Here is a 22,266-nt window from a genome sequence, read left to right on the forward strand (position 1 = left end):
CCTGCAAGCCCGTTCGCTTATAGACTTCGATGAAGACAAAAAAGAAACCGGCTTATGCTTTCGCTATCAGCCGGTTAGGAAAGAATGTATTAGGTAGATTCTTAAAATAGTTCTGTTAGCGGGTCAAAGGGGTTTCTTTTCTGGGTCGTCAGGACTGAAGCTTCCTCTTTACAGCAAAGTAATGTTTACTTATAGCAAAGGTGTACGTCTTAGTAAACGTAGAACCTTTGCTCGATTATTGGATCTGTTAAAGGCCAGAAAACCAGTCAAATCGTCACCCGAGGTGGTTTGGAAATCTTCGTTAAAATGAATAATCATAGTACTCGTTACGATAAAATGTGTGTACGTCGGCCATTTCGGGGGTGCGTTGAGCGTTTTAGCGTAAAACACCCAATGGCGTCAATTTGTGTTAGACCTGCTACCATATTACATCTATGAGGGGGCGATAAATTTTTCGTCTGCCGAAATAACAGGGATGTTTTCGGCCAATGCCGTAGCCAGGATCAAACGGTCAAAAAAATCGCAGTGGTCGTCGTAGAGAAGAATTTCGTCATGGCTGTTCCCGCGAGGAAACCCCCTGCTTTAGCTGGGGGAGGAATCGCGCCGGGCCGACGTTCGGCAGCAAGCCGTATCGACGGACCGCCGAAGGGTTGCAAAGCCAGTGCGCGGGTGGACACAACGACTCCAACGTTTACAAATAAACTATTCAATTCAGTGAACTATTGTAACGCAAATGCCGTTACATAATCGTGAAGATTACCGCCAAAATACACCTTCGTCCAACACCGGAACAGGCTGCCGCACTCCTGGGTACGCTCCTGGAAGCGAACGCGGCCTGCAATGCACTGGCTCAATATGCCTTTGAGCATAAGGTATTCAAGCAGTATGACCTTCACAAAGCGCAGTACTACAACCTGAAAGAAACGTTCCGGCTCAGTTCTCAACTGATTATTCGCTGTCTGTCCAAAGTAGCTGACAGCTACAAACTCGATAAGGAAAACCAACGAACGTTCAGGGCTACGGGCGGTATCGCCTACGATGCGCGTATTCTTTCCATCAACCCCGCCAAATCCATCGCGTCTATCTGGACAGTTGACGGTCGGCTGAAAATCCCCTACACCACCAATGCCCACAACCAACGATTGCTTGCCTTTCAGAAGGGCGAATCGGACTTGGTCTTGGTGAAGGGGAAGTACTTCCTGCTGTTGACCTGTGATATACCCGACGAAAACACGGATGAGTTTGACGACGTGTTGGGTGTTGATTTGGGCATTGTCTCGATTGCAACCGACAGCGACGGACAGACCTTTAGCGGGGCAAAGGTTGAAGCCGCCCGTCAGTGGTATGCCAAACGTCGGGGTGTTCTGCAAAGCGTTGGTACGAAGTCGGCCAAACGCAGCCTGAAAAAGTTGTCGGGCAAACAAAAACGGTTTCAACGTGATACCAACCACGTAATCAGCAAGTCTCTTGTGGTGAAGGCTAAGGCAACTTCCCGCGCTATCAGCATGGAAAATCTGAAAGGAATTTCTAAGCAGGTACGCAAGGAAGCAAAACGGTTGCGCCAGCCCCAACGGGCTAAACACAGTAATTGGTCGTTCGACCAGTTGAAACAATTCGTCGGCTACAAATGCCAGTTGTACGGCGTTGTTCTCACAACCATTGACCCGCGCAACACGTCCCGAACGTGCCATGTATGCGGGCATTGTGCGAAGGCGAACCGCCGTTCGCAAGCTGAATTTGTATGTCGGTCTTGCTTCCATTCTGACTCTGCCGATGTGAACGCGGCAAAGAACATTAAGTTATTGGGTCGCCAATCAACCGGCCTATGGTCTCGGAGCTTTACGTTTCAGGGACAAGCCCCGCGCTTTAGCCGGGGGTAGTTGACTCATAATGTCATTGTCGCTGAGAGGTACATCCGTGGGAGAATTTTTTACGTACCGCTTCACCTGATTCTGCAGGGATTCCACTTCCACAAAATCAAATAATTTAAGCATTTCTAAAAAAGCCGCTTTTTTGGTAGGGTCAACCCGCAATACGATTCGTTCGGGTATACGACTTGCCGCTGATTGCATTGTCTTATTGTTTGCTGATAAGCAAAGTTAGGACGAAATGACTCTCATTCCTAAGTTAAGTAGCGGCCTTCTATCATGTGTGCCTCGGGTTATCTAAACCTCGCCCGAAAGCAACCTCTAATCACTCCACCCGAATGCCTTTCTTTGCCAGATACGCGCCGATGTTGATTGCGTGGCCGCTCATCAGTTCAACGTCGGTGTTCCAGTCAACGGTTTCGATGCGTTCGGGCGTAGCAATCATCACTACCTGCGCGTCGGTCAAAACCCAGATAATTTTCTGAACACCAAACGCAAACAGCTTGCGCGTTTTTTTGTAGAGGTAGCCCGTTTCTGTCAGGTCGGCAACGTCGGCATCAATATCGATTTCGATAGCCAGCAGGGGCGGCACGTCGGCATATTTTTTTGATATTTTGGCGGGTGTCAGTACGGTCTGATCGTAGATAGCAATATCGTTTGCCAGATTATTGCGGTGATCGATGTGAACGCCCGATTCGCCAGTGAGTATGAAGTAGGCGTCATCGTCAATAAATATGCCAATCTGAATAACTAAATAGGCTACAATAACAGACTGTAAGGTGCTGGCCCCTATAATTTCTTCAATCGTTTTTTTGCCGGATAAAACGTCGCGGTAGCCTTTGCGGTAGATGGGCCTGCCGTCCATGATTTCGTAAATCAGACGGTCAGGCACCCGGCCTTTGGGCTTCGGTACAGGTCGGCGAGGGCTGTCAATAGCGATTGTCATAGGCGTCGCAGCGTTGATGCATACATCAAAGATAGGGGAATCAACCCCAAAAAACCATTCACTCAAACCGCTGCTCGTTATGGCCGCTAAATACCGATATTGTACGTTGATTCAGAAAACCTATGCCGTACTCCATTGCGCTGTTAGACGACCATCGGGTTGTGCTCGAAAGTTTCGCCAATCTGCTTGCCACGTCGGGCAAGTTCGAGGTGGTGGGCATCGCGCACGACATAGCTTCGCTACGGGCAGTGCTGGCCAGTTCGGCAGTCGACGTGCTGGTGTCTGACCTGGTAATGCCAAATCAGAACGGGGCCGACCTGATTCCGGCGTTGAAAGCGCAATATCCCGAGCTGCGGGTGCTCATTCTGTCGGGGGCCGACGATGCCGAGCTGATTCGGCGGGCTATCCGCGCCGGTGCCGACGGTTTCGTAACCAAAACCGCCGACAAGACCGAGCTTTTCGATGCCCTGCTGACCGTGGCTTCGGGTCGGCGGTACGTCGATAGCCGGTTATATGACTTTACCGAATCAGCCGCCCTTACTCCCGATACACTGTTGACGGAACGCGAAGCCGAAGTGGCCCGGCTGATTATCGACGAACTGTCGAGCATGCAGATTGCCGAGCGGCTGTTTATTTCGTTCAACACGGTTGAAACGCACCGCAAGCACATCTACCAGAAGTTAGGCGTTACCACCTCGCTCGGACTGATGAAGTACGTGCTGAAACACGGCCTACGTTAAAACAGGCTGCTCTACCGGCAGCGAAATGGTGGCCTGCGTACCTCCACTTTCGCCCGCTTCGAGCCAGAACTGCCCGCCAATTGCCTTCGCCCGGTCGCGAATGCTTTGCAGCCCCATGCCTGCGTCGGCATCCGGGTTCAGTCCAATGCCATTGTCGTTGAGTTGCAGTGTGAGCCAGCCATTTTGCCCGCTCAGGTGCAGGTTAGCGTGCGTAGCATCGGCGTGCCGCAATACGTTCGTGCAGAGTTCCAGACAGATCACGTAGAGGTGAAAAGTAACTTCGGGCAAAAGCGGGCGCACATCGGCGAGGTCGCAGGTTAGCGAAAACCGGGTTTTGCCAGCCGTGTTCATTTGCTTCAGCAGGCTTTTGAGCGAAGTGGCGAGGTTTTGCTGAAGCAGTTGTTCGGGAATGAGGTTGTGCGACAACTGCCGCACCCGCGCCACGGCGTCGTTGAGCAGGTTCAGGCTGTTTTCATACAGCTTTTTCTCGCGTGGGGGCAGCGTATCGGCGTCGATAGTCTGAAACGTCATCTTCGTGGCGCCGAGCAGGCTGCTTACCTGATCGTGTAGTTCGCTGGCTACGCGCCTGCGCTCGATGGTTTGCCCGCGCAGCAGTGCCTGTTCGATTTCGCGGTTTTTTATCCGCAACGCCAGGTTACTGCGCCGAAGCCGAAGGCTATAATAGAGCAGCAGCAGCCCGAGCAGACTGATAATTGCCAGCCCTGCGAAGAGTTGTTTTTTCTGCCGTTCCTGCGCCTGTAAGCCCAAGCGTAACTGATTGATTTTCAACTGCCTGATTGTGCTTTGCTGTACGCTTTGCTTTTGCGCCGACTGGGCTTTGAGTTGCTGGGTTTCGAGCTGGTGTTTGAGCGCGTTGGTCTGGGCGGTCCGGCGTAATTCGTTGGCCTGCACCATACTGTTGAGCCGGTCGATCTCGGCCTGTTTAGCCAGCGTCTGGTACCGCTGCTGCTGCATAAGCTGCTCCTGCCGGTGGGTTGTTTCGAGCCGTTCGCGCTCATAACGGGCTTTTATCCGCAGGCTTTCGGTTTGGTTGACCGCTTCCTGCCGCTGCTGTTTTGTTTCGTTGTACAATTGCTGGTATGCAAACGCATTTTTCCAGTCCTGCTGCCGCTCGTAGGCCCGAACCAGCACCGAGTACGCCATCTGCCGCGTCACTAAAACCGTCTGATTTTTGGTTAACGCTTCCTTTGCGGCATTAATGGCATTGTCGTACTCATTCATCATCAGATACGTATTTGCCAGATCGGCCAGTGCGTCGGACTGGGGCAGTGGCGCATTGAGCTGCGCCCAGTACTGCACTGATCGACGCAAATAGGGTAACGCTTGTGCCGGTTTGTTGAGGCTGTTATATAAACTTCCGATATCGTTGGTCAAATAGCCTTTGCTCGATAGTGATGCTTTCATCTGCTCAACAATCTGCCAGGCCGTCAGATAATGGGTTTCGGCCCGGTCGAACTGCCGTTTTTCTTTGTAAGCATCTGCCAGGCACTTATGCAGGTCGGCAAGGTGTATGCGGTCGCTTTTGGCGTCATGTTGAAACCCGGTAATAGCTTTCTGCAAATACGAGATGGCTTCATCGTATTCGCCAATAGCGGTGCTGATCGTACCCAGATTGCGATACAGCCGCCAGAAATAATAATTCTTCAATTCGGGCGTGGTTTCGGCTAAGGCAAGTACCTTATAGTTGATGCCGATAGCCTTCGGATAGTCGAGCCGGAAGCCCCGGTAGTACCGCTCGATCAGCAACAGTCCTTTAATCTGAAACTTGGTGTTTTGGTGGCGTTCGGCCAGCCTGACGAGTTGGCTGGCAATTACGAGCGCACTATCGCGGTGAGTCATACCGCTGTAATGCACGTAGGCGATGTAATGCATAAACTCCATCCGGGCCGTGTCGACCATAGCCGATGGGCGCAGGCGGTTAAGCGCGAGCAGGCGCGTTCGGGTAGCCTGAACCAGACTATCGACGTATCGCTGATCCAGGCTGCGGTCGAAATTGAACGGGGGCGTGTCGTATTGCTGCGCCCATAGCGGAAGCGTCAGGCTCATGCAGTACACCAGCCACAGCAGTAGTTTGATTGACTTCATAGTTGGCAGAGAACGAATCATCACAGACCATTAGCCCGCCTGTAGCCAAAAAATCACTGAATTCGGTGACGCCAATTCACGGTTTTCGGTGATTTTTTGGGGCTGACAAAAGAGGAGCTTTGTACCAGTAATGAATTGATTTACAACCTAAAGGTAACTCCTCTTAATCAATGAAACGAATCGCTTTAGCCACCGCTTACTTAACGGTAACGAGCCTGCTGGCTTGGGGCCAGACATCGGCTAATCTGACCTCCGACGACCTGTCGTCAACTCACCATTCTGAACCAGCCGACGCGTTTGCTCCGCTGAATAATGATGCTTCTTTTCCGGGTGGTCATCTGGCTCTGCAAGATTACCTGCAAAGCATCGATCTGTACCCCTACCAGGCCCGTCAGGCGCAGGTAGAAGGCACGGTGAAAGTGCGCTTTCGGGTGCAACCCAACGGCTATCTTATCGACGTCCGCGTAACCCAGTCGCACGGGCAATTGCTCGATCAGGCGGCTTTGCAAACGATTGAGCAGATGCCCCGCTGGTATCCGGCCCACCGCAACGGCATGAGCGTGGCGCAGGCTATTGAACTACCTATTACGTTTCGTCTTGACTAATCCGACGCATTATCCATGAAAACGCTATTTATTGCTCTCATCGCCACGCTGTTGGCGGCTGTGGTGTCGCGGGTCAATCGCTTTCCTTATCTCGATTTCGACAGCTTTGATTTTGATATAACGTGGGAAGACATTACGGATGACTTGTGGCCGTAATTTGTGGCAGGCGCGTCGGAACCCCGACGCGCCTGTTTTACGTTGCTATTTAGAATAGGCTGAACGCAACGTGACCACAGAAGAAACCGTTATTGGGCAACCCGCCCATCTGACTGATATTGACTTAACGGGCTACGACCAGATCGACGTACTGGGTGCCCGCGAGCATAATCTCAAAAACATCGACGTATCTATTCCGCGCAACAAATTAGTCGTTGTAACGGGTATCAGTGGCTCCGGCAAATCGTCGCTCGCGTTTGATACCATTTATGCCGAAGGGCAACGTCGGTATATGGAAAGCTTCTCGGCCTACGCCCGCTCATTCATCGGCGATATGGAACGGCCCGACGTCGATAAGATCAACGGCCTGAGTCCGGTGATTTCCATTGAGCAGAAAACGACGTCAAAAAACCCCCGCTCCACTGTCGGCACGACTACTGAGATTTACGATTTTCTGCGATTGCTTTACGCCCGCGCTGGTGAAGCGTTTTCGTACATTACGGGCCGAAAAATGGAGCGGCAATCACAGGATCAGATTATCGATACCATTCTGAGTCAGTACGAAGGGCAGAAATTAACGTTGCTGGCTCCGGTTATCAGGGGTCGCAAAGGGCACTACCGCGAACTGTTCGTGCAGATTGCCAAAACGGGCTACACCAAAGTGCGGGTCGATGGCGTGGTACAGGACATTGTGCCAAAGATGCAGTTGGATCGCTACAAAATCCACGATGTTGAAATTGTAATTGACCGGCTGGTGCCAAAACCCGACGACCGCTACCGGCTCAGTCAGTCGGTACAGACCGCGTTGAAGCAGGGGAAGGGGGCTATGCAAATGCTCGACGGCAGCGGACATCTGGTTTATTTTTCGCAAAACCTGATGGACCCTGAATCGGGCATCAGCTACGACGAACCTTCGCCTAACTCATTTTCGTTTAACTCGCCCTACGGTGCCTGCCCGGTGTGCAATGGGCTGGGCATTGTCGAGGAAATTACCGAAGAATCAGTTATTCCCGATAAGTCGCTAAGTATCAGTCGCGGTGCCATTGCTCCGCTGGGCGAATACCGCGAACTCTGGATTTTCAAGGAAATCGAAGCCATCCTGAAAAAGTACAAGCTAAACCTCAGCACACCCGTTGCCCGATACCCGGAAGACCTTCTGTACGCGCTGATGTATGGTACTGAAGACGAGGCAACCGTACCCAGTAAAAAGTATCCGGGAGAAGACTATTATAGCTTTAAGTTCGACGGTATTGTGAACTTCCTGAAACGGCAGCAGGAAACTGGCAACGACAAGATTCAGGATTGGCTCAAAGATTTTATGGTCGTGAACACCTGCCCCGAATGCAACGGTGCCCGGCTGAAAAAAGAATCGCTATACTTTAAAATCGATCAGAAGAACATTTCTGAACTCGCCCGCATGGACGTTTCGGAACTGGCGCAGTGGTTTGTCGGCGTTGAGACCCGCATGACCGACCGGCAGAACGTGATCGGCAAAGAAATTCTGAAAGAGATTCGCAAGCGCATCGGATTTCTGGTCGATATTGGCCTGGATTACCTCACGCTCGACCGTCCGCTGAAAACGCTGTCGGGGGGCGAAGCGCAGCGGATTCGGCTTGCCACGCAAATCGGGACGCAGCTTGTGGGCGTGCTGTACATCATGGATGAACCCAGCATTGGCCTGCATCAGCGCGACAACGTAAAGCTTATCGAATCGCTTAAGAATCTGCGCGATTTGGGCAATACGGTACTCGTTGTCGAGCACGACAAAGACATGATGCTGGAGTCGGACTATATTCTCGACATCGGCCCCGGTGCTGGTCGGCATGGCGGGCAGGTAGTTGGACACGGCACACCCAACGAGTTTCTTAAAAATGGCAGCACCACCGCCGATTACCTCAGCGGTCGGCGGGCTATCGACGTACCGACCGACCGGCGCAAAGGAAATGGCAAATTCCTGCTCATCAAGAATGCGACGGGCCACAACCTGAAAAACGTGACGCTGAAACTGCCACTCGGCAAAATGGTCTGCATCACGGGCGTATCGGGCAGCGGCAAATCGTCGTTGATTCACGAAACGCTGTTTCCGGTGCTGAACCGGCACTTTTATAAGTCGAAACGCGAGCCGCTGCCGTTCAAAACGGTTGAAGGGCTGGAGCATTTAGATAAAGTGATCGAGGTTGACCAATCGCCCATTGGCCGAACACCCCGCTCCAACCCGGCTACCTATACGGGTATGTTTTCGGAAATCAGACTGCTGTTTGCCGAACTGCCCGAAGCTAAAATTCGCGGCTACAAACCGGGCCGGTTTTCGTTCAACGTGAAAGGCGGGCGGTGCGAAGACTGCGAAGGCGCGGGCATGAAAAAAATCGAGATGGAGTTTCTGCCCGACGTACACGTACTGTGCGAAACCTGCAAAGGCAAACGCTTCAACCGCGAAACGCTGGAAGTGCGCTTCAAAGGCAAATCCATCGCCGACGTGCTGGACATGACCGTCGAACAGGCGTTGGACTACTTCGCCAGCCAGCCAAAAATTCTGCGTAAAGTGCAGACCCTGAACGATGTAGGATTGGGCTATATCACCCTCGGCCAACACGCTACAACGCTATCGGGCGGTGAAGCGCAGCGCGTAAAGTTAGCCGAAGAGTTATCGAAAAAAGACACCGGCAAAACCCTGTACATCTTAGACGAACCGACTACCGGCCTGCACTTCCAGGACATCGCCCACCTGCTCGATGTACTGAACAAACTCGCCGACAAGGGCAACACCGTACTCATCATCGAACACAACCTCGACGTCATCAAAGTGGCCGACCACGTAATCGACCTCGGCCCGGAAGGGGGCAACAAAGGTGGCCTAATCATTGCCGAAGGAACGCCCGAAAAAGTGGCGAACGCCAAAGGAAGCTACACCGGCAAGTTTCTGAAAGCGGAGTTGGGGTAGGTCTACCGCGCCAAATAACCGCCATCTACTGGATAATACGCCCCCGTTACGAACGACGCTTTGTCGGAGCTGAGCCAGATAACCAGTTCGGCTACTTCTTCGGCCCGGCCCAGCCGCCCAATAGGATGCAGGCCGATCAGCATCTGCTTCATGTCGGACGGAATCTGCGCCAGGAGGGGCGTATCGATGAATGCCGGCCCAACCGAGTTGATGCGAATGCTCTGCGGAGCATATTCGACAGCCGCCGTTTTGGTTAGGCCAAGCAGAGCATGTTTGGCCGCTACGTAGCCCGGCGAGGTTGCAAACGCCACTTGTCCCAAAATCGACGACATATTTACGATAGCCCCGCCACCTCCCTGCTTCAGTAGCTGCTGCAACTGGTATTTCATACAGTAAAAGACGCTATTCAGATTGATATTGATAACGTGCTGCCAGCCGTCGAGCGAGTAGTCGGCGGTGGGGTTTTGTTCGCCACCGATGCCCGCATTGTTACAGGCCATATCGAGCCGCCCGTATGCCGCAACTGTCTCGGCCACGAGTTGTTCGCACTGCGCCGGATCGCCCACGTCGGCCCGGACGAACGTAGCGTTTCCGCCCGCTGCCGCAATCTCATCCACGACCTGCTGCCCGTGTTCGTCGGCAATATCAGAGACAACTACACTGGCTCCGTGCTGCGCGTACAGCATGGCACATGCTTTGCCAATACCCGACCCGGCTCCCGTTACGAGGGCCACCTTCCCCTGCATATCTTTTTCCATAACTTCATTACGTTGATTACTGATGTCGTAAAGCTAACGATCTGAACGGTAGGTAGTAGCTGACCACCGACAGTATCGGACCTGATTCTTCTCCAATGGCCGTTGGTGGGGCAGTCTCAAACACCTATCTTCACCGTCTCAAAATTCATTGTGTTTGGCGTATGCGCTCCCCTTTCTTTTACGTTTTACTCCTCGTTTTAGTGGTTCTCGACGGCTGGCTTCTGGCCCATCCTAATCTAATTGGCCGGGCAGGGGTCTTCTTTTTCGAATACGATTACCTCGAAACGTTTCCTAAAGCCCTCGGCACCGTTGCGACTGTGGTGGGACTGGCATTGCTGATTGCCTGGGCCGTTGGTCGGCTGGGGCGTACCGTCGCGCTGTTGCTATTAATCATTCTGGTGCTGGCGTCGGGCTATTGGCTTTTCAATAATTTTCAGGCGTATAATTCCGGCGTTTATAAACTGACCGGTGCCGGTTTCCGCGCTGGTGCCATCCTGCTGCCGGGTCTGGTGGTGTTAGTATTCGGCGAAGCGTTGGTTCGGCGGCTGGGCAGGCTGTAATATGCTAACAATAACAGGATTGGACATGGCCGTACATAAAACTCGAATACAATGACTTTGCGTAAGTGGCTATGGGTATTACTATTGGCACAAACAGGCTCTCAACTGTTTGCACAGGATGCTGAACAGCAAACAGCCGGGCGGGCCAATGGTTCGGGCCTGTCGGCAATTTACCTCCTCCGGCCCGACCGCGTATTCGACGGGGAAACCATGCACGAGGGGTGGGTAGTACGAATCAACGGCAACAAGATTGAAGCCGTCGGGCCAGCCGCCAGTGTAGCTGCCAACGGTGGGGAACAATCCGGCGTTTCGGTGGTCGACCTGAAGGGCACCACCTTGCTGCCGGGTTTCATTGAGGGGCATTCGCATCTGCTGCTACACCCATACAATGAAACACCCTGGGACGATCAGGTTCTCAAAGAAGCGCGGTCGCTGCGGGTGGCGCGGGCAACGGTTCACGCCCGGAAAACATTGCTGGCGGGTTTTACGACCGTGCGCGACCTCGGCACAGAAGGGGCCGATTACGACGATGTTGGTCTGAAACACGCTATCGAACAGGGTATTATTCCCGGCCCGCGTATGGTGGTGGTTACGCGGGCACTTATCGCAACGGGCAGTTACGCGCCGAAAGGGTTTAGCCCCGACATAACCGTGCCGCAGGGTGCCGAAGAAGCCGACGGACACGATGCGCTGATTCGGGCTGTGCGGACGCAGATTGGCAAAGGAGCCGATGCTATAAAAGTATATGCCGACTACCGTTGGGGGCTGATGGCCGAAGCCCGCCCAACCTTCTCAGTCGATGAACTAAAGCTCATTGTCAAAACTGCCCGCAGCAGCGGACGGGGTGTAGTAGCCCACGCCAGCACTGCCGAAGGTATGCATCGGGCTATTCTGGCGGGGGTCGAAACGGTTGAACACGGCGATGCCGGAACGCCCGAAATTTTCGCCCTGATGAAGCAGCGGGGCGTGGCCCTCTGCCCTACCCTCGCGGCAGGCGATGCCGTGAGCCAATACCGGGGCTGGAAAAAAGGCACTGAGCCCGAACCCGAACGCATTCGGCAAAAGCGCGTTACGTTTCGGCAGGCTCTCGACGCGGGGGTGACGCTTTGCGCCGGGGGCGACGTGGGCGTATTTGCGCACGGCGACAATGCCCGCGAACTGGAGATGATGGTTGACTACGGCATGAACCCGCTCGATGTGTTGCGGTCAGCTACATCGGTCAATGCCGATGTCTTTCACCTCGCCGACCGGGGGCGCATACGGCCCGGTTTACTGGCCGACCTGGTGGCGGTGGCGGGTGATCCGTCGCGGCAAATCAGCGATCTACGGCGGGTTCGTCGGGTCTGGAAAGGGGGCGTATTGCATCTGCCTGAGTGAAAAACTATTCGCAGGCTGGTGAGTTTTATCATTGACGTGTTATAAACCGGCTTTTTTCAATCCAGTATGACCGACGTTCGGGTTTTTGGGCTATTTTCGCCGGGTAATCGACCATTGACCTGCTAATCCATTCGTCCTGAATACTCTACCCTGATTTTTTTATGGCAAACAATGCTGAATTAACCGTCGACGGTAAGTCGTACTCATTTCCAGTTCTGGAAGGAAGCGAACACGAAAAAGCCTTCGACATATCGGCCCTCCGTGACCAAACCGGCTACGTAACCTTAGACCGGGGTTATAAAAATACCGGTGCTACCCAAAGTGCTATTACGTTCCTCGACGGTGAAGAAGGTATTTTGCGCTACCGGGGTTATTCTATTGAAGACTTAGCCTCTAAAGCCTCTTTTCTGGAAGTTGCGTACCTGCTCATCTACGGCGAACTACCCACTGCCAATCAATACGAAACGTTCAGCAACGGCATTCGTCGGCATACGCTCGTGAACGAAGACATGCGCAAAATCTTCGACGGATTCCCGGTTTCGGCACACCCGATGTGTGTACTGGCATCGCTGGTGAGTGCAATGAGCGCGTTTTATCCCGACTCTTACGAAGGCAACAAAAACCCTGACCTGCACATCGTTCGGTTGCTGGCCAAGCTGCCAACACTGGCAACGTGGTCGTATAAACGGGCACTCGGCCATCCGATTAACTACCCCAAAAATCAGCTTGACTACATCCCGAACTTCCTGCACATGATGTTCGCGCTGCCGGTAGAAGACTATAAAGTTGATCCGGTAGTTGCCGAAGCCCTGAACGTGCTGCTGATTCTACACGCCGACCACGAACAGAACTGCTCAACCAGCACGGTTCGGCTTGTGGGTTCGTCGCAGGCCAATCTGTATTCGTCTATTTCGGCAGGCATCAGTGCTTTGTGGGGGCCACTACACGGCGGAGCCAATCAGGAAGTAATCGAGATGCTCGAAGACATTAAAGCCGACGGTGGCGACGTGGGTAAATACATCGACATGGCGAAAAACGCCAAAACTACGGGCTTCCGGCTGTTCGGTTTCGGGCACCGTGTCTACAAAAACTTCGACCCACGCGCCAAAATCATTAAAAAAGCTGCCGACGACGTGCTGGCGAAATTAGGCGTGAACGACCCCGTTCTGGAAATTGCCAAAGGGCTGGAAGAAGCCGCCCTGAACGATCCGTACTTCGTACAGCGCAAACTATACCCGAACGTCGATTTCTACTCCGGCATCATCTATCGCGCCCTCGGCATCCCAACCAACATGTTTACGGTGATGTTTGCCATCGGTCGTTTGCCGGGCTGGATTGCACAATGGAAAGAAATGCGCGAGCAGAAAGAACCCATTGGTCGCCCGCGCCAGATTTACACCGGTGCCACTCTCCGCGAGTTTGTTCCACTGGAACAGCGGTAACTTTTCTCGCATTAGCAATAAAAAAGGGCTGATTATCAGCCCTTTTTTATTGCTAATGCGAGAAAAGTTAATCTTCGATTTCACCTTCGTCGTCACCGTTGGTAGCGGCCAGAACGGGATCGATCAGCGCGTTTTCATCCTCGTTGATTTTCGCCCGGATTTTGCCTTCCAGTTCGGCCATGAGTTCGGGGTTGTCGAGCAGCAGTTCTTTCACGGCATCGCGACCCTGCGCCAGACGGCTTGTGCCATAGGAGAACCACGAACCCGACTTTTTCACAATTTCCATCTCAACGGCGAGGTCGAGTATTTCGCCCACCTTCGAGATGCCCTGTCCGTACATAATGTCGAATTCAACGACTTTGAAGGGGGCGGCCAATTTGTTTTTCACCACTTTCACCTTCGTGCGGTTGCCCACCACATTATCGGCTCCTTCTTTGATTTGACCAATACGCCGGATGTCGATCCGCACCGATGCGTAGAATTTGAGCGCGTTACCACCGGTGGTAGTTTCGGGATTGCCGAACATTACGCCTATTTTCTCGCGCAACTGGTTGATAAAAATACAGCAGCAGCCGGTTTTGTTGATGGTGCCGGTCAGTTTCCGCAGTGCCTGACTCATCAGGCGGGCTTGCAGACCCATTTTGCTTTCGCCCATCTCGCCTTCGATTTCGGCTTTGGGCACCAGCGCAGCAACGGAGTCGATTACGATAATGTCAATAGCCCCGGAGCTAATCAGGTGTTCGGCGATTTCAAGGGCCTGTTCGCCATTATCGGGCTGTGAAATAAGCAGATTTTTAGTGTCGATACCGAGTTTTTCGGCATACGCACGGTCGAAGGCGTGTTCGGCGTCGATAAAGGCTGCCAAACCGCCATTCTTCTGCGCTTCGGCGATGCAGTGCATCGTCAGCGTGGTTTTACCCGACGATTCGGGACCGTAAATTTCGACAACGCGACCACGCGGTACACCGCCAATGCCCAATGCCAGATCCAGACCCAATGAGCCGGTCGAGATCACCGGAACGTCAACGACTTTGCTTTCGCTGAGCCGCATCACGGTGCCTTTTCCGAAGGCTTTGTCCAATTTTTCGATGGTGGTCTGGAGGGCTTTTAACTTATTGTCAGTAGCAGATGCCGTGGCTTGCGCCGTATCTGATTTTGCCATGTTGGATGGTTGTTTAAACAGATAAAATTAGCCAAAAACAGCCACTTTTCCAAGTGAGTTTCCGGAAATAAACTACCGTTTCTGACGTAAAGCCGCAGCTCCGGCTTCGGCTGTTAAGCAGGTATCCTATCCGCTTAAACAACTGAAGCCAGCACTGCGGCTTTGCCTAACTTTACAACGTTGAATCGACTGGCGCAGGCTGCTGTTGCACAGGCGGTTGCGACTGCGTTTGGGGCTGAGGCTGCTGTTGCTGCGGGTAGCCCTGCTGCTGACCGCCGGGGTAATTTGGGTTTACACCGTAGGGCGTAGCCGGGCCAACAATTTCGACACTCGTGATGTAGTATTTCGTGTCGCCATTCCAGGGTAATTTCAGAATTTTCTCCTCGTAGTGTAACGTCACGCGCTGACCTGTTTTTACGGCTTGCGTAATCTGGCCCGCAACGGCTTCGTCTTTCACGGAAAAATCAAAATACTGGGGTGTCAGCGATCCGGTTTCGCCTGAGAAACCACCCACATTCAGTACGCCTTCGTAGGTTTTAAAAATAAACCCCCGGCGGCTGAATTTCGATACTGTTCCGGCGCGTTCGCCATCGCTGTAGCTCCAGCCGGTAAGGGCATACAGAATCCCGAAAACAACTAACAGAAACAGCAGGAAGTACAATAACCCTCGCATTGGATTGACTTGATTTAGTGGCAAAGAATGACCGCACAAATAAGACGATTTTTTCGGACAAACGTTTCAATTGCCAAACGCCGGGCCGTTCGGTTTGTTCAAGAAGCTGCGTCCTTTATAAACAATGTTGCATTATTCCGCGATTTATGTTACCACAAGTGCGGGTATAATACGTATTATAACCCCAATTTAATCACCTGATTCGATACTTTCACATTAAATAAACGGTCGTTCATACATAGAACTCAGTATTTGTCACCACCCGCTCACTTGCCTATTGGATTGCACTGCTTTTGTGCCATACATTTCGGAAACCATTCATACATCTGTCAACCTATCTTAATTTTATGGTATCAGTAGTGTTTTTAGAAAAACTTACGTCTGCCGAACACCGCGTACTGCTCTGCTGCATGACCGACGATTCGTGTAAATAAATTGCCGACAAACTAAACCTGAGCGTTGAGACGGTGAAGACGCACCGCAAGAATATAGCCCACAAAGCCGGAACGAAAGGTAAGGCCGAGTTCCGGCTTCTGCTGCGTCGGCTGGAGCAGGAAGCCGTATTGTGAGATTTCACCCCACCCCCGACCCCTCCCCGTTAGGGAGGGGAGGTTTACCCACAGAGCTGCGCTTTGGGTTTGTTTTCGTCGCATAGCGACCCAATATGTGTAGCTCCACAACCGTCTGAACCGCGTTTTCCGTCGCGTAGCGACCAAACCGATAGGGCGACTTGTTTGGTCGCTACGCGACGGAAAGCCCCGAGCGATGTTTGATGTCTACAGACATTGGGTCGCTATGCGACGGTTAGTCCCACACGGGTTTGTTGACCCAAGATGTGGGTAAACCTCACCGTTAGGGAGGAGCCGGGGGGTGGGGTCGTTACGGTTGTAGCAGGGCGGCTTTGATACGGTACGTTCGCTCTTCTGCGCCGTCGCGTTGACTGACAGTCATAAACAGGCTATCGGCCCGGCGCGTGGCTTCGCCCTGCAAAGCGGTTTTGTCGAGTTTCGGGGTTGAAGGTCTCAGGCGCAACCGATTGGGTGCCGGGTAGCCTGCCAACGGGCTGGGCAATGTGAGGTCACGCTGATAGAGCAGTACCGAAACCGAGTCGGGATGGCTACGCTGTGTAATCAGCACCGATACGCCCGCATACGTCTGTTGGGTAATTTGAGAGCCGGTGCCACGCTCAACGGCGACAATACCGACATAGCCGCCCAGAAACAATGAAGCCGATACCGCTGCCGACGGAGTAGGATCAGGGGCCGTGCAGCCAGTAAGCAGGAGTATTACACTACCGAGAGCGGGCAAAAATCGATTAGAACGGAACTTCATGATGTACATGGAGCCTACGGATTTTGGGCGTAAGCCGCTGTAAGAATAACGCCCGACAAGCCAATGTTCAAAGACCAACAGCCCAATCTCACCCCAAATTCACCCCAAACGGTGGTGCGCGGTATGTAGCTACCCCCTTACCTTTGTCCTAATCAACGGCCTAAGCCACGCTGCTTATGAAATCGTTTATGCTCACCCTGCCCGCCTATTTCTTTCTTCTGCTTGTTACGGGCAGTTGTAAGAAGGAGGTCATTGACGAACCCGCCCCGAATCTGGCGAATTGCCGAATTGTGCGGGAGGTGTATAAATCGATTCAGACAACTGACAACAAGGATGAAATTGAAAAAATCGAAGTGGATGGAAGGACTGTTACTATCGCTAAATATTGGGAGCGACGCTACACATACGACAAGGAAGGCAGATTATATACAGCCGCTGATTTTGTTTCTAATATTGAGGGATTTCGGACTCAATACACTTATCAAAAAGGTTATATTGTTGCATCCACAACTTTACGCGGAGCAACCAGCCAAGACACCATTTATTTAAATCCACAAGGATTAGCTATTGTCAACACAGATAGTGTTCGTTACGATGAAAATGGATTTCCTGTAGAGTTCTATTTTAAAGAGATTACAGTTAGAAAAAATACATATGTGGATGATAACTTAACAACAAGTCGTTACACTGTCTTGTTGGAAGACATTACAGACAAATATATATACAACACATCAAAGTTAAGCTTGCCAAATCTACATCCGTATTATGGTAAACTAAGTAAAAATTTAATAATAGGTTATACTCAAACTGTAAATAATAGCAAGTACTATCCCGTTGGGTTAGTTTTTGAAAAAAACTACAAATACATCTTCGACAAATTTGGAAGAGTATCCAGACGTCTTGCAAGTAGCAGGCGTATCAATCCCCTGTGGCCTTTTCAGGCTGACCCTGGCGGTGTTGGGATTACGGATTTCGAATACGATTGCCCCTAAATAAGTTTTCCGCCTTTTCCTGACAACCTCATTTCATGAGAAAACTTTCTCTGTTGTGTCTGGCCTTATGCGTGGTGTCGAATCGTGCGCTGTGCAGGACACCTCCTTCATAAAGGCTACTTTGCTAATCCCCCGCTCACAGACACTCAATCAAACTGCTAAGGACTTAGCCTGCTTCTCGTGATTATATTTTTTTAAGTTTTGGTACAAAGATTTCCGTGCTTGACGATATTGTTTAACGCATTCATTAATAGAATCTTGATCAACGATAGAACTTCCAATAGCTTTTTGTACTTTATGTATTTCGCTTATATCCTTTAAAGCCGAGTCAATTTTAATGTGGTTGGATTTGATTGACTTCACCAATTTTGAATGCCTATTCTCAGATTCCGTTGCAATTATTGTTTTTGTAATAACATTGAAAAACGGACAAAAGTTGTTTTCCAAACGATTATCACCACTATAGGTTTTGAACCCGCGCCGGTAGCTCAACCTTCGGCGCGGGTTGTGCTTTTTCGGGGTGGGTTTCCCGAAGTGTCCGGCGTATTTCGTTACTTTGCCGTCGGTAAAGATGCCCGCTTAACCGGCTGGTAATCATACCCGAAAACCGGCACACCGGTTCGACAGACTTTTTTCGTTGTTAACCTTATTTTACATCCTGAAAATGAGTACCATCCAGAGCATTCACGCCCGGCAGATTCTCGATTCGCGCGGCAACCCCACCGTTGAAGTAGACGTTCGCACCGAAAACGGCTTCCTGGGCCGTGCCGCCGTGCCATCGGGAGCTTCGACCGGCACTCACGAAGCCGTTGAACTCCGCGACGACGATGCCAAGGTTTACGTCGGCAAAGGCGTACTGAAAGCCGTATCGAACGTTAACGAACTGATCTTCCCGGAGTTAGTCGGCATCTCAGCGTTTGACCAGTCGATGATCGACAAAATCATGCTCGAACTCGACGGTACGCCGAACAAGGCCCGGTTGGGAGCCAATGCCATTCTGGGCGTGTCGCTGGCCGTGGCAAAAGCTGCCGCACAGGAAGCGGGTTTGCCGCTCTACCGCTACATTGGGGGCGTGAACGCCAACACACTGCCCGTACCAATGATGAACATCCTGAATGGCGGCTCACACGCCGATAACTCAATTGATTTTCAGGAGTTCATGGTAATGCCCGCCAGCGCAGCCAACTTCTCGGAAGCCCTGCGGATGGGTACGGAAATTTTCCATACGCTCAAGAAAGTACTGAAGAGTCAGGGCTTAGCCACGAACGTAGGCGACGAAGGCGGGTTTGCACCCAACATCAAATCGAACGAAGAAGCTATTCAGACCATTCTGCAAGCCATTGAAAAAGCAGGCTACCGGCCCGGCGAAGACGTTTGGATTGCGATGGACGCGGCCTCGTCGGAGTTCTACGACGCCGATGCGAAGCAGTACTACTTCAAAAAGTCGACCGGCGATAAGCTAACCTCGTCTGAAATGGCAGGCTACTGGAAAGAGTGGGTAAGCAAATACCCCATTCTGAGCATTGAAGACGGAATGGCCGAAGATGATTGGGACGGCTGGAAAATGCACACCGACCTGCTCAAAGACAAGAAAACACAACTCGTAGGCGACGACCTGTTCGTAACCAACGTAACGCGGCTGCAACAGGGCATCGACGGTGGTATTGCCAACGCTATTCTGGTGAAAGTAAACCAGATTGGTTCACTGACCGAAACCATCGACGCCGTGAATCTGGCGCACCGCAACTCGTACAAGAGCGTGATGTCGCACCGGTCGGGCGAAACCGAAGATTCGACCATTGCCGACCTCGCTGTGGCACTCAACACCGGCCAGATCAAAACTGGCTCGGCCTCGCGTTCCGACCGCATGGCGAAATACAACCAACTGCTGCGTATCGAAGAAGAACTCGGCGAAAGCGCGTACTTCCCAGGCGTTAAATTCTGAGTTATAGAGTTGTAGGGTTGTAAAGTTATAAAGTTCCTCCGGCTCCCGTTCGGATGCGTCAGCCAACTTTATAACTTTACAACTATACAACTTTATAACTTCGCTCCGGCTTATGCTCAACCGCATCCTCTCCCGTCTTCGCAATTTTTACGTCGCCACGGCTCTTGGGCTGCTGGTGTGGATGACCTTTTTCGATGCCAACGATCTGCCCTCGCAGATTCGAAACTGGCTGAAACTGCGCGAGTTGGAGAGTGAAGTGACCTTCTACAATGACCAGATTAAAGAGGTGCAACGCGCCCGGCGCGAAGTGTTGGGCAACGACCGGCTCCGCGAGAAATACGCCCGCGAACGCTATCTGATGAAGAAACCAACCGAAGACGTGTTTGTGATTGTCGATGAGAATAATGAACCGATTGAAAAACAGTGATGAGTGATGAACGATGAGTGATGAGCGGGCTGAAGCAAGCAAACTCATCACTCATCGTTCATCACTCATCACTCACCACTATGATAAGCGTTCTCTTCGTTTGTTTAGGCAACATTTGCCGGTCGCCGGTGGCCGAAGGGTCGTTTCGGCAGTTGGTGGCGGAAGCGGGGTTGAGTGAGCAAATTCAGTGCGATTCGGCAGGAACGTCCTCGTACCATATCGGGCAGTTACCCGACCGCCGAACCCGCGACAATGCGCTCGAACGCGGTCTGACACTGACACACCGCGCCCGACGTCTGACTGGCGAAGACCTGGCACAGTTCGATTACTTTGTAGCGATGGACGAGCAGAATCTGGAAGCCATCGAGAAATTAAATTACCGCGCCACGGGCCTGCATACGTCCGATACGATATTTCTGCTTCGCGAGTTCGACCCCGCCGTTAACGACCAGCCTAACGTGCCCGATCCGTATTATGAAGGCCCGGAGGTATTTGAAGAAGTCTACCAAATCTGCCACCGCTGCTGCGGGCAGTTAGTAACGTACCTGGCGCAGCAACATAAATTTTTATTGAATGATAGATTGGTTGAATGATTGAATAACTCCAGACGAAACATTCAATCATTCAATCAGTCTATCATTCAATCACTCACCTATGAACAAAAAAGTTATTCTCATCATTCTCGACGGGTGGGGTATTCCGCTGAAGCCCGAAGTGTCGGCCATTGAAGCGGCTCATGTGCCGTTTATGCGGTCACTGTATCCCAAATATCCGAACAGTACACTTGAGGCATCGGGACTGGCCGTGGGCTTACCTGCCGGGCAAATGGGCAACTCGGAAGTGGGCCATATGAATCTTGGCGCGGGCCGGGTGGTGTACCAGGATTTGGTTAAAATCAACAAAGCGGTTGACGAACATACGCTCGATACGGAGCCGGTGCTGGTCGAATCGCTGGAGTACGCCAAACACACTGGCAAAAAGGTGCATTTCATTGGTCTGGTATCCGACGGGGGCGTTCATGCCCACATCGAACACCTGAAAGGGCTGCTTTCCATCGCTCACACGCACGGCCTGACCAACGTTTTCGTTCACACTTTTACGGATGGCCGTGATACCGATCCTAAAAGTGGGGTTGGCTTTCTGGCTGATTTACAGGCGCACATGGCCGCAACAACGGGGCAGATTGCCAGCGTAACGGGCCGGTATTTCGCGATGGACCGCGACAACCGATGGGAACGGGTAAAAATAGCCTACGACGCGCTGGTAAACGGCATTGGCGACGCGGTTTGTACGCCCGGCCACGTTGTTTCATCGCTTCAGGAATCGTATGACGCCGACGTGACCGATGAGTTCGTAAAGCCCATCATTGTTACCAACCCTGACGGTTCGCCATTGGCAAAAATCGAAGAGGGCGACGTAGTGCTGTGTTTCAACTTCCGTACCGACCGGGGCCGCGAGATTACGCAGGCACTTACACAGAAGGATTTTCCCGAACTGGGAATGCATAAGTTGGCTCTCGACTACATTACAATGACCAAATACGACGACGAGTTTGTGGGCGTAAAAGTCATTTTCGAGAAAGACAATTTAGAAAAAACGCTGGGCGAGGTGATTGCCGGAGCAGGCCGGAAACAGATTCGGATTGCCGAAACCGAGAAATACCCACACGTTACATTCTTCTTTTCGGGTGGTCGAGAGGAGCCGTTCGCGGGCGAAAAACGCATTCTGTGTCCATCGCCCAAAGAGATGACCATCACCGACGCCGAGGGCAACACCACCGTTGTTCCGGTCAAAACTTACGATCAGAAACCCGAAATGGCGGCATACGCCATTCGTGATGCTATTATCCCGGAGTTGCAGAACGAAGAAACGGATTTTATTTGTCTCAATTTCGCCAACACGGATATGGTGGGCCATACGGGCGTATTTGAAGCGGTGAAAATTGCCGCCGAAACGGCAGACACCTGCACCAAAGCCGTAGTTGAAGCCGCACTCCAGCACGGCTACACGGCCATTATCATTGCCGATCACGGCAATGCCGAATACATGGTTAACGATGACGGTTCACCCAATACAGCCCACACGACGAATTTGGTGCCCTGTATCCTGGTTGATGCAACCTATCATCCAGCTTTAAACAACGGCAAACTCGCCGACATTGCCCCCACCATTCTTCACCTAATGGGCATTCAGCAACCCGAACAAATGACGGGCGTAAGTTTGATTCACCCGTAGA

At 52.0% G+C, this 22,266-nt stretch carries 21 protein-coding genes; 14 read left to right on the plus strand and 7 right to left on the minus strand.

The window, feature by feature from the left end; translation table 11 throughout:
- Nucleotides 1–432: 432 nt before the first annotated feature.
- Nucleotides 433–507, minus strand: coding sequence for a hypothetical protein (locus tag AWR27_RS25825; protein WP_232326068.1), 75 nt, complete (start codon nucleotides 505–507; stop codon nucleotides 433–435).
- A gap of 242 nt (nucleotides 508–749) precedes the next feature.
- Here AWR27_RS25825 and AWR27_RS17215 point away from each other — a divergent pair, with 242 nt between their 5' ends.
- Nucleotides 750–1,880 (plus strand): RNA-guided endonuclease InsQ/TnpB family protein, encoded by a 1,131-nt coding sequence (locus AWR27_RS17215; RefSeq protein ID WP_077132324.1) that lies wholly within the window; start codon nucleotides 750–752, stop codon nucleotides 1,878–1,880.
- A gap of 313 nt (nucleotides 1,881–2,193) precedes the next feature.
- Here AWR27_RS17215 and AWR27_RS17220 read toward each other — a convergent pair whose 3' ends face one another.
- Nucleotides 2,194–2,814: a PDDEXK family nuclease gene (locus tag AWR27_RS17220; RefSeq protein ID WP_077132326.1), complete on the minus strand. Its 621-nt coding sequence runs from the start codon at nucleotides 2,812–2,814 to the stop codon at nucleotides 2,194–2,196.
- A 122-nt stretch (nucleotides 2,815–2,936) separates the two neighbouring features.
- Between AWR27_RS17220 and AWR27_RS17225 the strand changes: the two genes are divergently transcribed.
- Nucleotides 2,937–3,554 (plus strand): response regulator, encoded by a 618-nt coding sequence (locus AWR27_RS17225; protein ID WP_077132328.1) that lies wholly within the window; start codon nucleotides 2,937–2,939, stop codon nucleotides 3,552–3,554.
- Here AWR27_RS17225 and AWR27_RS17230 read toward each other — a convergent pair.
- On the minus strand, nucleotides 3,546–5,660 hold the full coding sequence (locus AWR27_RS17230; protein WP_077132330.1) for an ATP-binding protein: 2,115 nt from the start codon (nucleotides 5,658–5,660) through the stop codon (nucleotides 3,546–3,548). The two genes, AWR27_RS17225 and AWR27_RS17230, sit on opposite strands and share 9 nt — an antisense overlap.
- Before the next feature lie 170 nt (nucleotides 5,661–5,830).
- On the opposite strand from AWR27_RS17230, the gene AWR27_RS17235 reads away from it, so the two are divergent.
- From AWR27_RS17235 to uvrA, 3 genes are all read left to right on the plus strand, one after another.
- Nucleotides 5,831–6,265: an energy transducer TonB gene (locus tag AWR27_RS17235; protein WP_077132331.1), complete on the plus strand. Its 435-nt coding sequence runs from the start codon at nucleotides 5,831–5,833 to the stop codon at nucleotides 6,263–6,265.
- A gap of 15 nt (nucleotides 6,266–6,280) precedes the next feature.
- Nucleotides 6,281–6,421, plus strand: coding sequence for a hypothetical protein (locus AWR27_RS25360; RefSeq protein ID WP_157579254.1), 141 nt, complete (start codon nucleotides 6,281–6,283; stop codon nucleotides 6,419–6,421).
- A 70-nt stretch (nucleotides 6,422–6,491) separates the two neighbouring features.
- Nucleotides 6,492–9,362 carry an excinuclease ABC subunit UvrA gene (gene uvrA, locus AWR27_RS17240; protein ID WP_077132332.1) on the plus strand — a complete coding sequence of 957 codons (2,871 nt, stop codon included), beginning with the start codon at nucleotides 6,492–6,494 and terminating at the stop codon, nucleotides 9,360–9,362.
- A 2-nt stretch (nucleotides 9,363–9,364) separates the two neighbouring features.
- Here the strand turns inward: uvrA and AWR27_RS17245 are convergent, their stop codons facing one another.
- A complete protein-coding gene (locus AWR27_RS17245; protein ID WP_077132334.1) occupies nucleotides 9,365–10,120 on the minus strand; it encodes an SDR family NAD(P)-dependent oxidoreductase in 756 nt (251 codons plus the stop codon).
- Nucleotides 10,121–10,281: 161 nt separating this feature from the next.
- Here AWR27_RS17245 and AWR27_RS17250 point away from each other — a divergent pair, with 161 nt between their 5' ends.
- The 3 genes from AWR27_RS17250 to AWR27_RS17260 all read left to right on the plus strand — a co-directional run bounded on the left by AWR27_RS17250 (nucleotide 10,282) and on the right by AWR27_RS17260 (nucleotide 13,499).
- The gene (locus tag AWR27_RS17250; protein ID WP_077132335.1) at nucleotides 10,282–10,680 is read left to right on the plus strand and encodes a hypothetical protein; all 399 of its coding nucleotides are present in this window, start codon (nucleotides 10,282–10,284) and stop codon (nucleotides 10,678–10,680) included.
- A 57-nt stretch (nucleotides 10,681–10,737) separates the two neighbouring features.
- The gene (locus AWR27_RS17255; protein WP_418346644.1) at nucleotides 10,738–12,057 is read left to right on the plus strand and encodes a metal-dependent hydrolase family protein; all 1,320 of its coding nucleotides are present in this window, start codon (nucleotides 10,738–10,740) and stop codon (nucleotides 12,055–12,057) included.
- A 161-nt stretch (nucleotides 12,058–12,218) separates the two neighbouring features.
- On the plus strand, nucleotides 12,219–13,499 hold the full coding sequence (locus tag AWR27_RS17260) for a citrate synthase (protein ID WP_077132337.1): 1,281 nt from the start codon (nucleotides 12,219–12,221) through the stop codon (nucleotides 13,497–13,499).
- A gap of 67 nt (nucleotides 13,500–13,566) precedes the next feature.
- Here AWR27_RS17260 and recA read toward each other — a convergent pair whose 3' ends face one another.
- Entirely contained in the window at nucleotides 13,567–14,661 is a 1,095-nt protein-coding gene (gene recA / locus AWR27_RS17265; protein ID WP_077132338.1) for a recombinase RecA, read from the minus strand.
- A gap of 172 nt (nucleotides 14,662–14,833) precedes the next feature.
- The gene (locus AWR27_RS17270) at nucleotides 14,834–15,334 is read right to left on the minus strand and encodes a hypothetical protein (RefSeq protein ID WP_077132340.1); all 501 of its coding nucleotides are present in this window, start codon (nucleotides 15,332–15,334) and stop codon (nucleotides 14,834–14,836) included.
- Between the two features lie 434 nt (nucleotides 15,335–15,768).
- Between AWR27_RS17270 and AWR27_RS25555 the strand changes: the two genes are divergently transcribed.
- On the plus strand, nucleotides 15,769–15,903 hold the full coding sequence (locus tag AWR27_RS25555; RefSeq protein WP_083732890.1) for a LuxR C-terminal-related transcriptional regulator: 135 nt from the start codon (nucleotides 15,769–15,771) through the stop codon (nucleotides 15,901–15,903).
- A gap of 310 nt (nucleotides 15,904–16,213) precedes the next feature.
- Here the strand turns inward: AWR27_RS25555 and AWR27_RS17280 are convergent, their stop codons facing one another.
- Complete coding sequence (locus tag AWR27_RS17280; RefSeq protein WP_157579255.1) at nucleotides 16,214–16,666, minus strand: hypothetical protein; 453 nt, start codon at nucleotides 16,664–16,666, stop codon at nucleotides 16,214–16,216.
- A 176-nt stretch (nucleotides 16,667–16,842) separates the two neighbouring features.
- On the opposite strand from AWR27_RS17280, the gene AWR27_RS17285 reads away from it, so the two are divergent.
- The 5 genes from AWR27_RS17285 to gpmI all read left to right on the plus strand — a co-directional run bounded on the left by AWR27_RS17285 (nucleotide 16,843) and on the right by gpmI (nucleotide 22,265).
- Nucleotides 16,843–17,658 (plus strand): hypothetical protein, encoded by an 816-nt coding sequence (locus tag AWR27_RS17285; RefSeq protein WP_077132343.1) that lies wholly within the window; start codon nucleotides 16,843–16,845, stop codon nucleotides 17,656–17,658.
- A gap of 664 nt (nucleotides 17,659–18,322) precedes the next feature.
- Nucleotides 18,323–19,603 (plus strand): phosphopyruvate hydratase, encoded by a 1,281-nt coding sequence (gene eno / locus AWR27_RS17300; protein WP_077132347.1) that lies wholly within the window; start codon nucleotides 18,323–18,325, stop codon nucleotides 19,601–19,603.
- Between the two features lie 112 nt (nucleotides 19,604–19,715).
- Nucleotides 19,716–20,030: an FtsB family cell division protein gene (locus AWR27_RS17305; RefSeq protein ID WP_077132348.1), complete on the plus strand. Its 315-nt coding sequence runs from the start codon at nucleotides 19,716–19,718 to the stop codon at nucleotides 20,028–20,030.
- Between the two features lie 80 nt (nucleotides 20,031–20,110).
- On the plus strand, nucleotides 20,111–20,623 hold the full coding sequence (locus AWR27_RS17310; protein ID WP_077132349.1) for a low molecular weight protein-tyrosine-phosphatase: 513 nt from the start codon (nucleotides 20,111–20,113) through the stop codon (nucleotides 20,621–20,623).
- A gap of 61 nt (nucleotides 20,624–20,684) precedes the next feature.
- On the plus strand, nucleotides 20,685–22,265 hold the full coding sequence (gene gpmI, locus AWR27_RS17315; RefSeq protein ID WP_077132351.1) for a 2,3-bisphosphoglycerate-independent phosphoglycerate mutase: 1,581 nt from the start codon (nucleotides 20,685–20,687) through the stop codon (nucleotides 22,263–22,265).
- The last annotated feature ends 1 nt before the right edge of the window (nucleotide 22,266 follow it).

The organism is Spirosoma montaniterrae (genome assembly GCF_001988955.1).
GTDB classification, from domain to species: Bacteria; Bacteroidota; Bacteroidia; order Cytophagales; family Spirosomataceae; genus Spirosoma; species Spirosoma montaniterrae.

Coding starts and splice junctions, on each gene's coding strand:
- AWR27_RS17220 (WP_077132326.1), bottom strand. CDS start 2,814: ATGACAATCGCTATTGACAGCCCTCGCCGACCTGTACCGAAGCCCAAA.
- AWR27_RS17225 (WP_077132328.1), top strand. CDS start 2,937: ATGCCGTACTCCATTGCGCTGTTAGACGACCATCGGGTTGTGCTCGAA.
- AWR27_RS17230 (WP_077132330.1), bottom strand. CDS start 5,660: ATGAAGTCAATCAAACTACTGCTGTGGCTGGTGTACTGCATGAGCCTG.
- AWR27_RS17235 (WP_077132331.1), top strand. CDS start 5,831: ATGAAACGAATCGCTTTAGCCACCGCTTACTTAACGGTAACGAGCCTG.
- AWR27_RS25360 (WP_157579254.1), top strand. CDS start 6,281: ATGAAAACGCTATTTATTGCTCTCATCGCCACGCTGTTGGCGGCTGTG.
- AWR27_RS17245 (WP_077132334.1), bottom strand. CDS start 10,120: ATGGAAAAAGATATGCAGGGGAAGGTGGCCCTCGTAACGGGAGCCGGG.
- AWR27_RS17250 (WP_077132335.1), top strand. CDS start 10,282: ATGCGCTCCCCTTTCTTTTACGTTTTACTCCTCGTTTTAGTGGTTCTC.
- AWR27_RS17260 (WP_077132337.1), top strand. CDS start 12,219: ATGGCAAACAATGCTGAATTAACCGTCGACGGTAAGTCGTACTCATTT.
- recA (WP_077132338.1), bottom strand. CDS start 14,661: ATGGCAAAATCAGATACGGCGCAAGCCACGGCATCTGCTACTGACAAT.
- AWR27_RS17270 (WP_077132340.1), bottom strand. CDS start 15,334: ATGCGAGGGTTATTGTACTTCCTGCTGTTTCTGTTAGTTGTTTTCGGG.
- AWR27_RS17280 (WP_157579255.1), bottom strand. CDS start 16,666: ATGAAGTTCCGTTCTAATCGATTTTTGCCCGCTCTCGGTAGTGTAATA.
- AWR27_RS17285 (WP_077132343.1), top strand. CDS start 16,843: ATGAAATCGTTTATGCTCACCCTGCCCGCCTATTTCTTTCTTCTGCTT.
- eno (WP_077132347.1), top strand. CDS start 18,323: ATGAGTACCATCCAGAGCATTCACGCCCGGCAGATTCTCGATTCGCGC.
- AWR27_RS17305 (WP_077132348.1), top strand. CDS start 19,716: ATGCTCAACCGCATCCTCTCCCGTCTTCGCAATTTTTACGTCGCCACG.
- AWR27_RS17310 (WP_077132349.1), top strand. CDS start 20,111: ATGATAAGCGTTCTCTTCGTTTGTTTAGGCAACATTTGCCGGTCGCCG.
- gpmI (WP_077132351.1), top strand. CDS start 20,685: ATGAACAAAAAAGTTATTCTCATCATTCTCGACGGGTGGGGTATTCCG.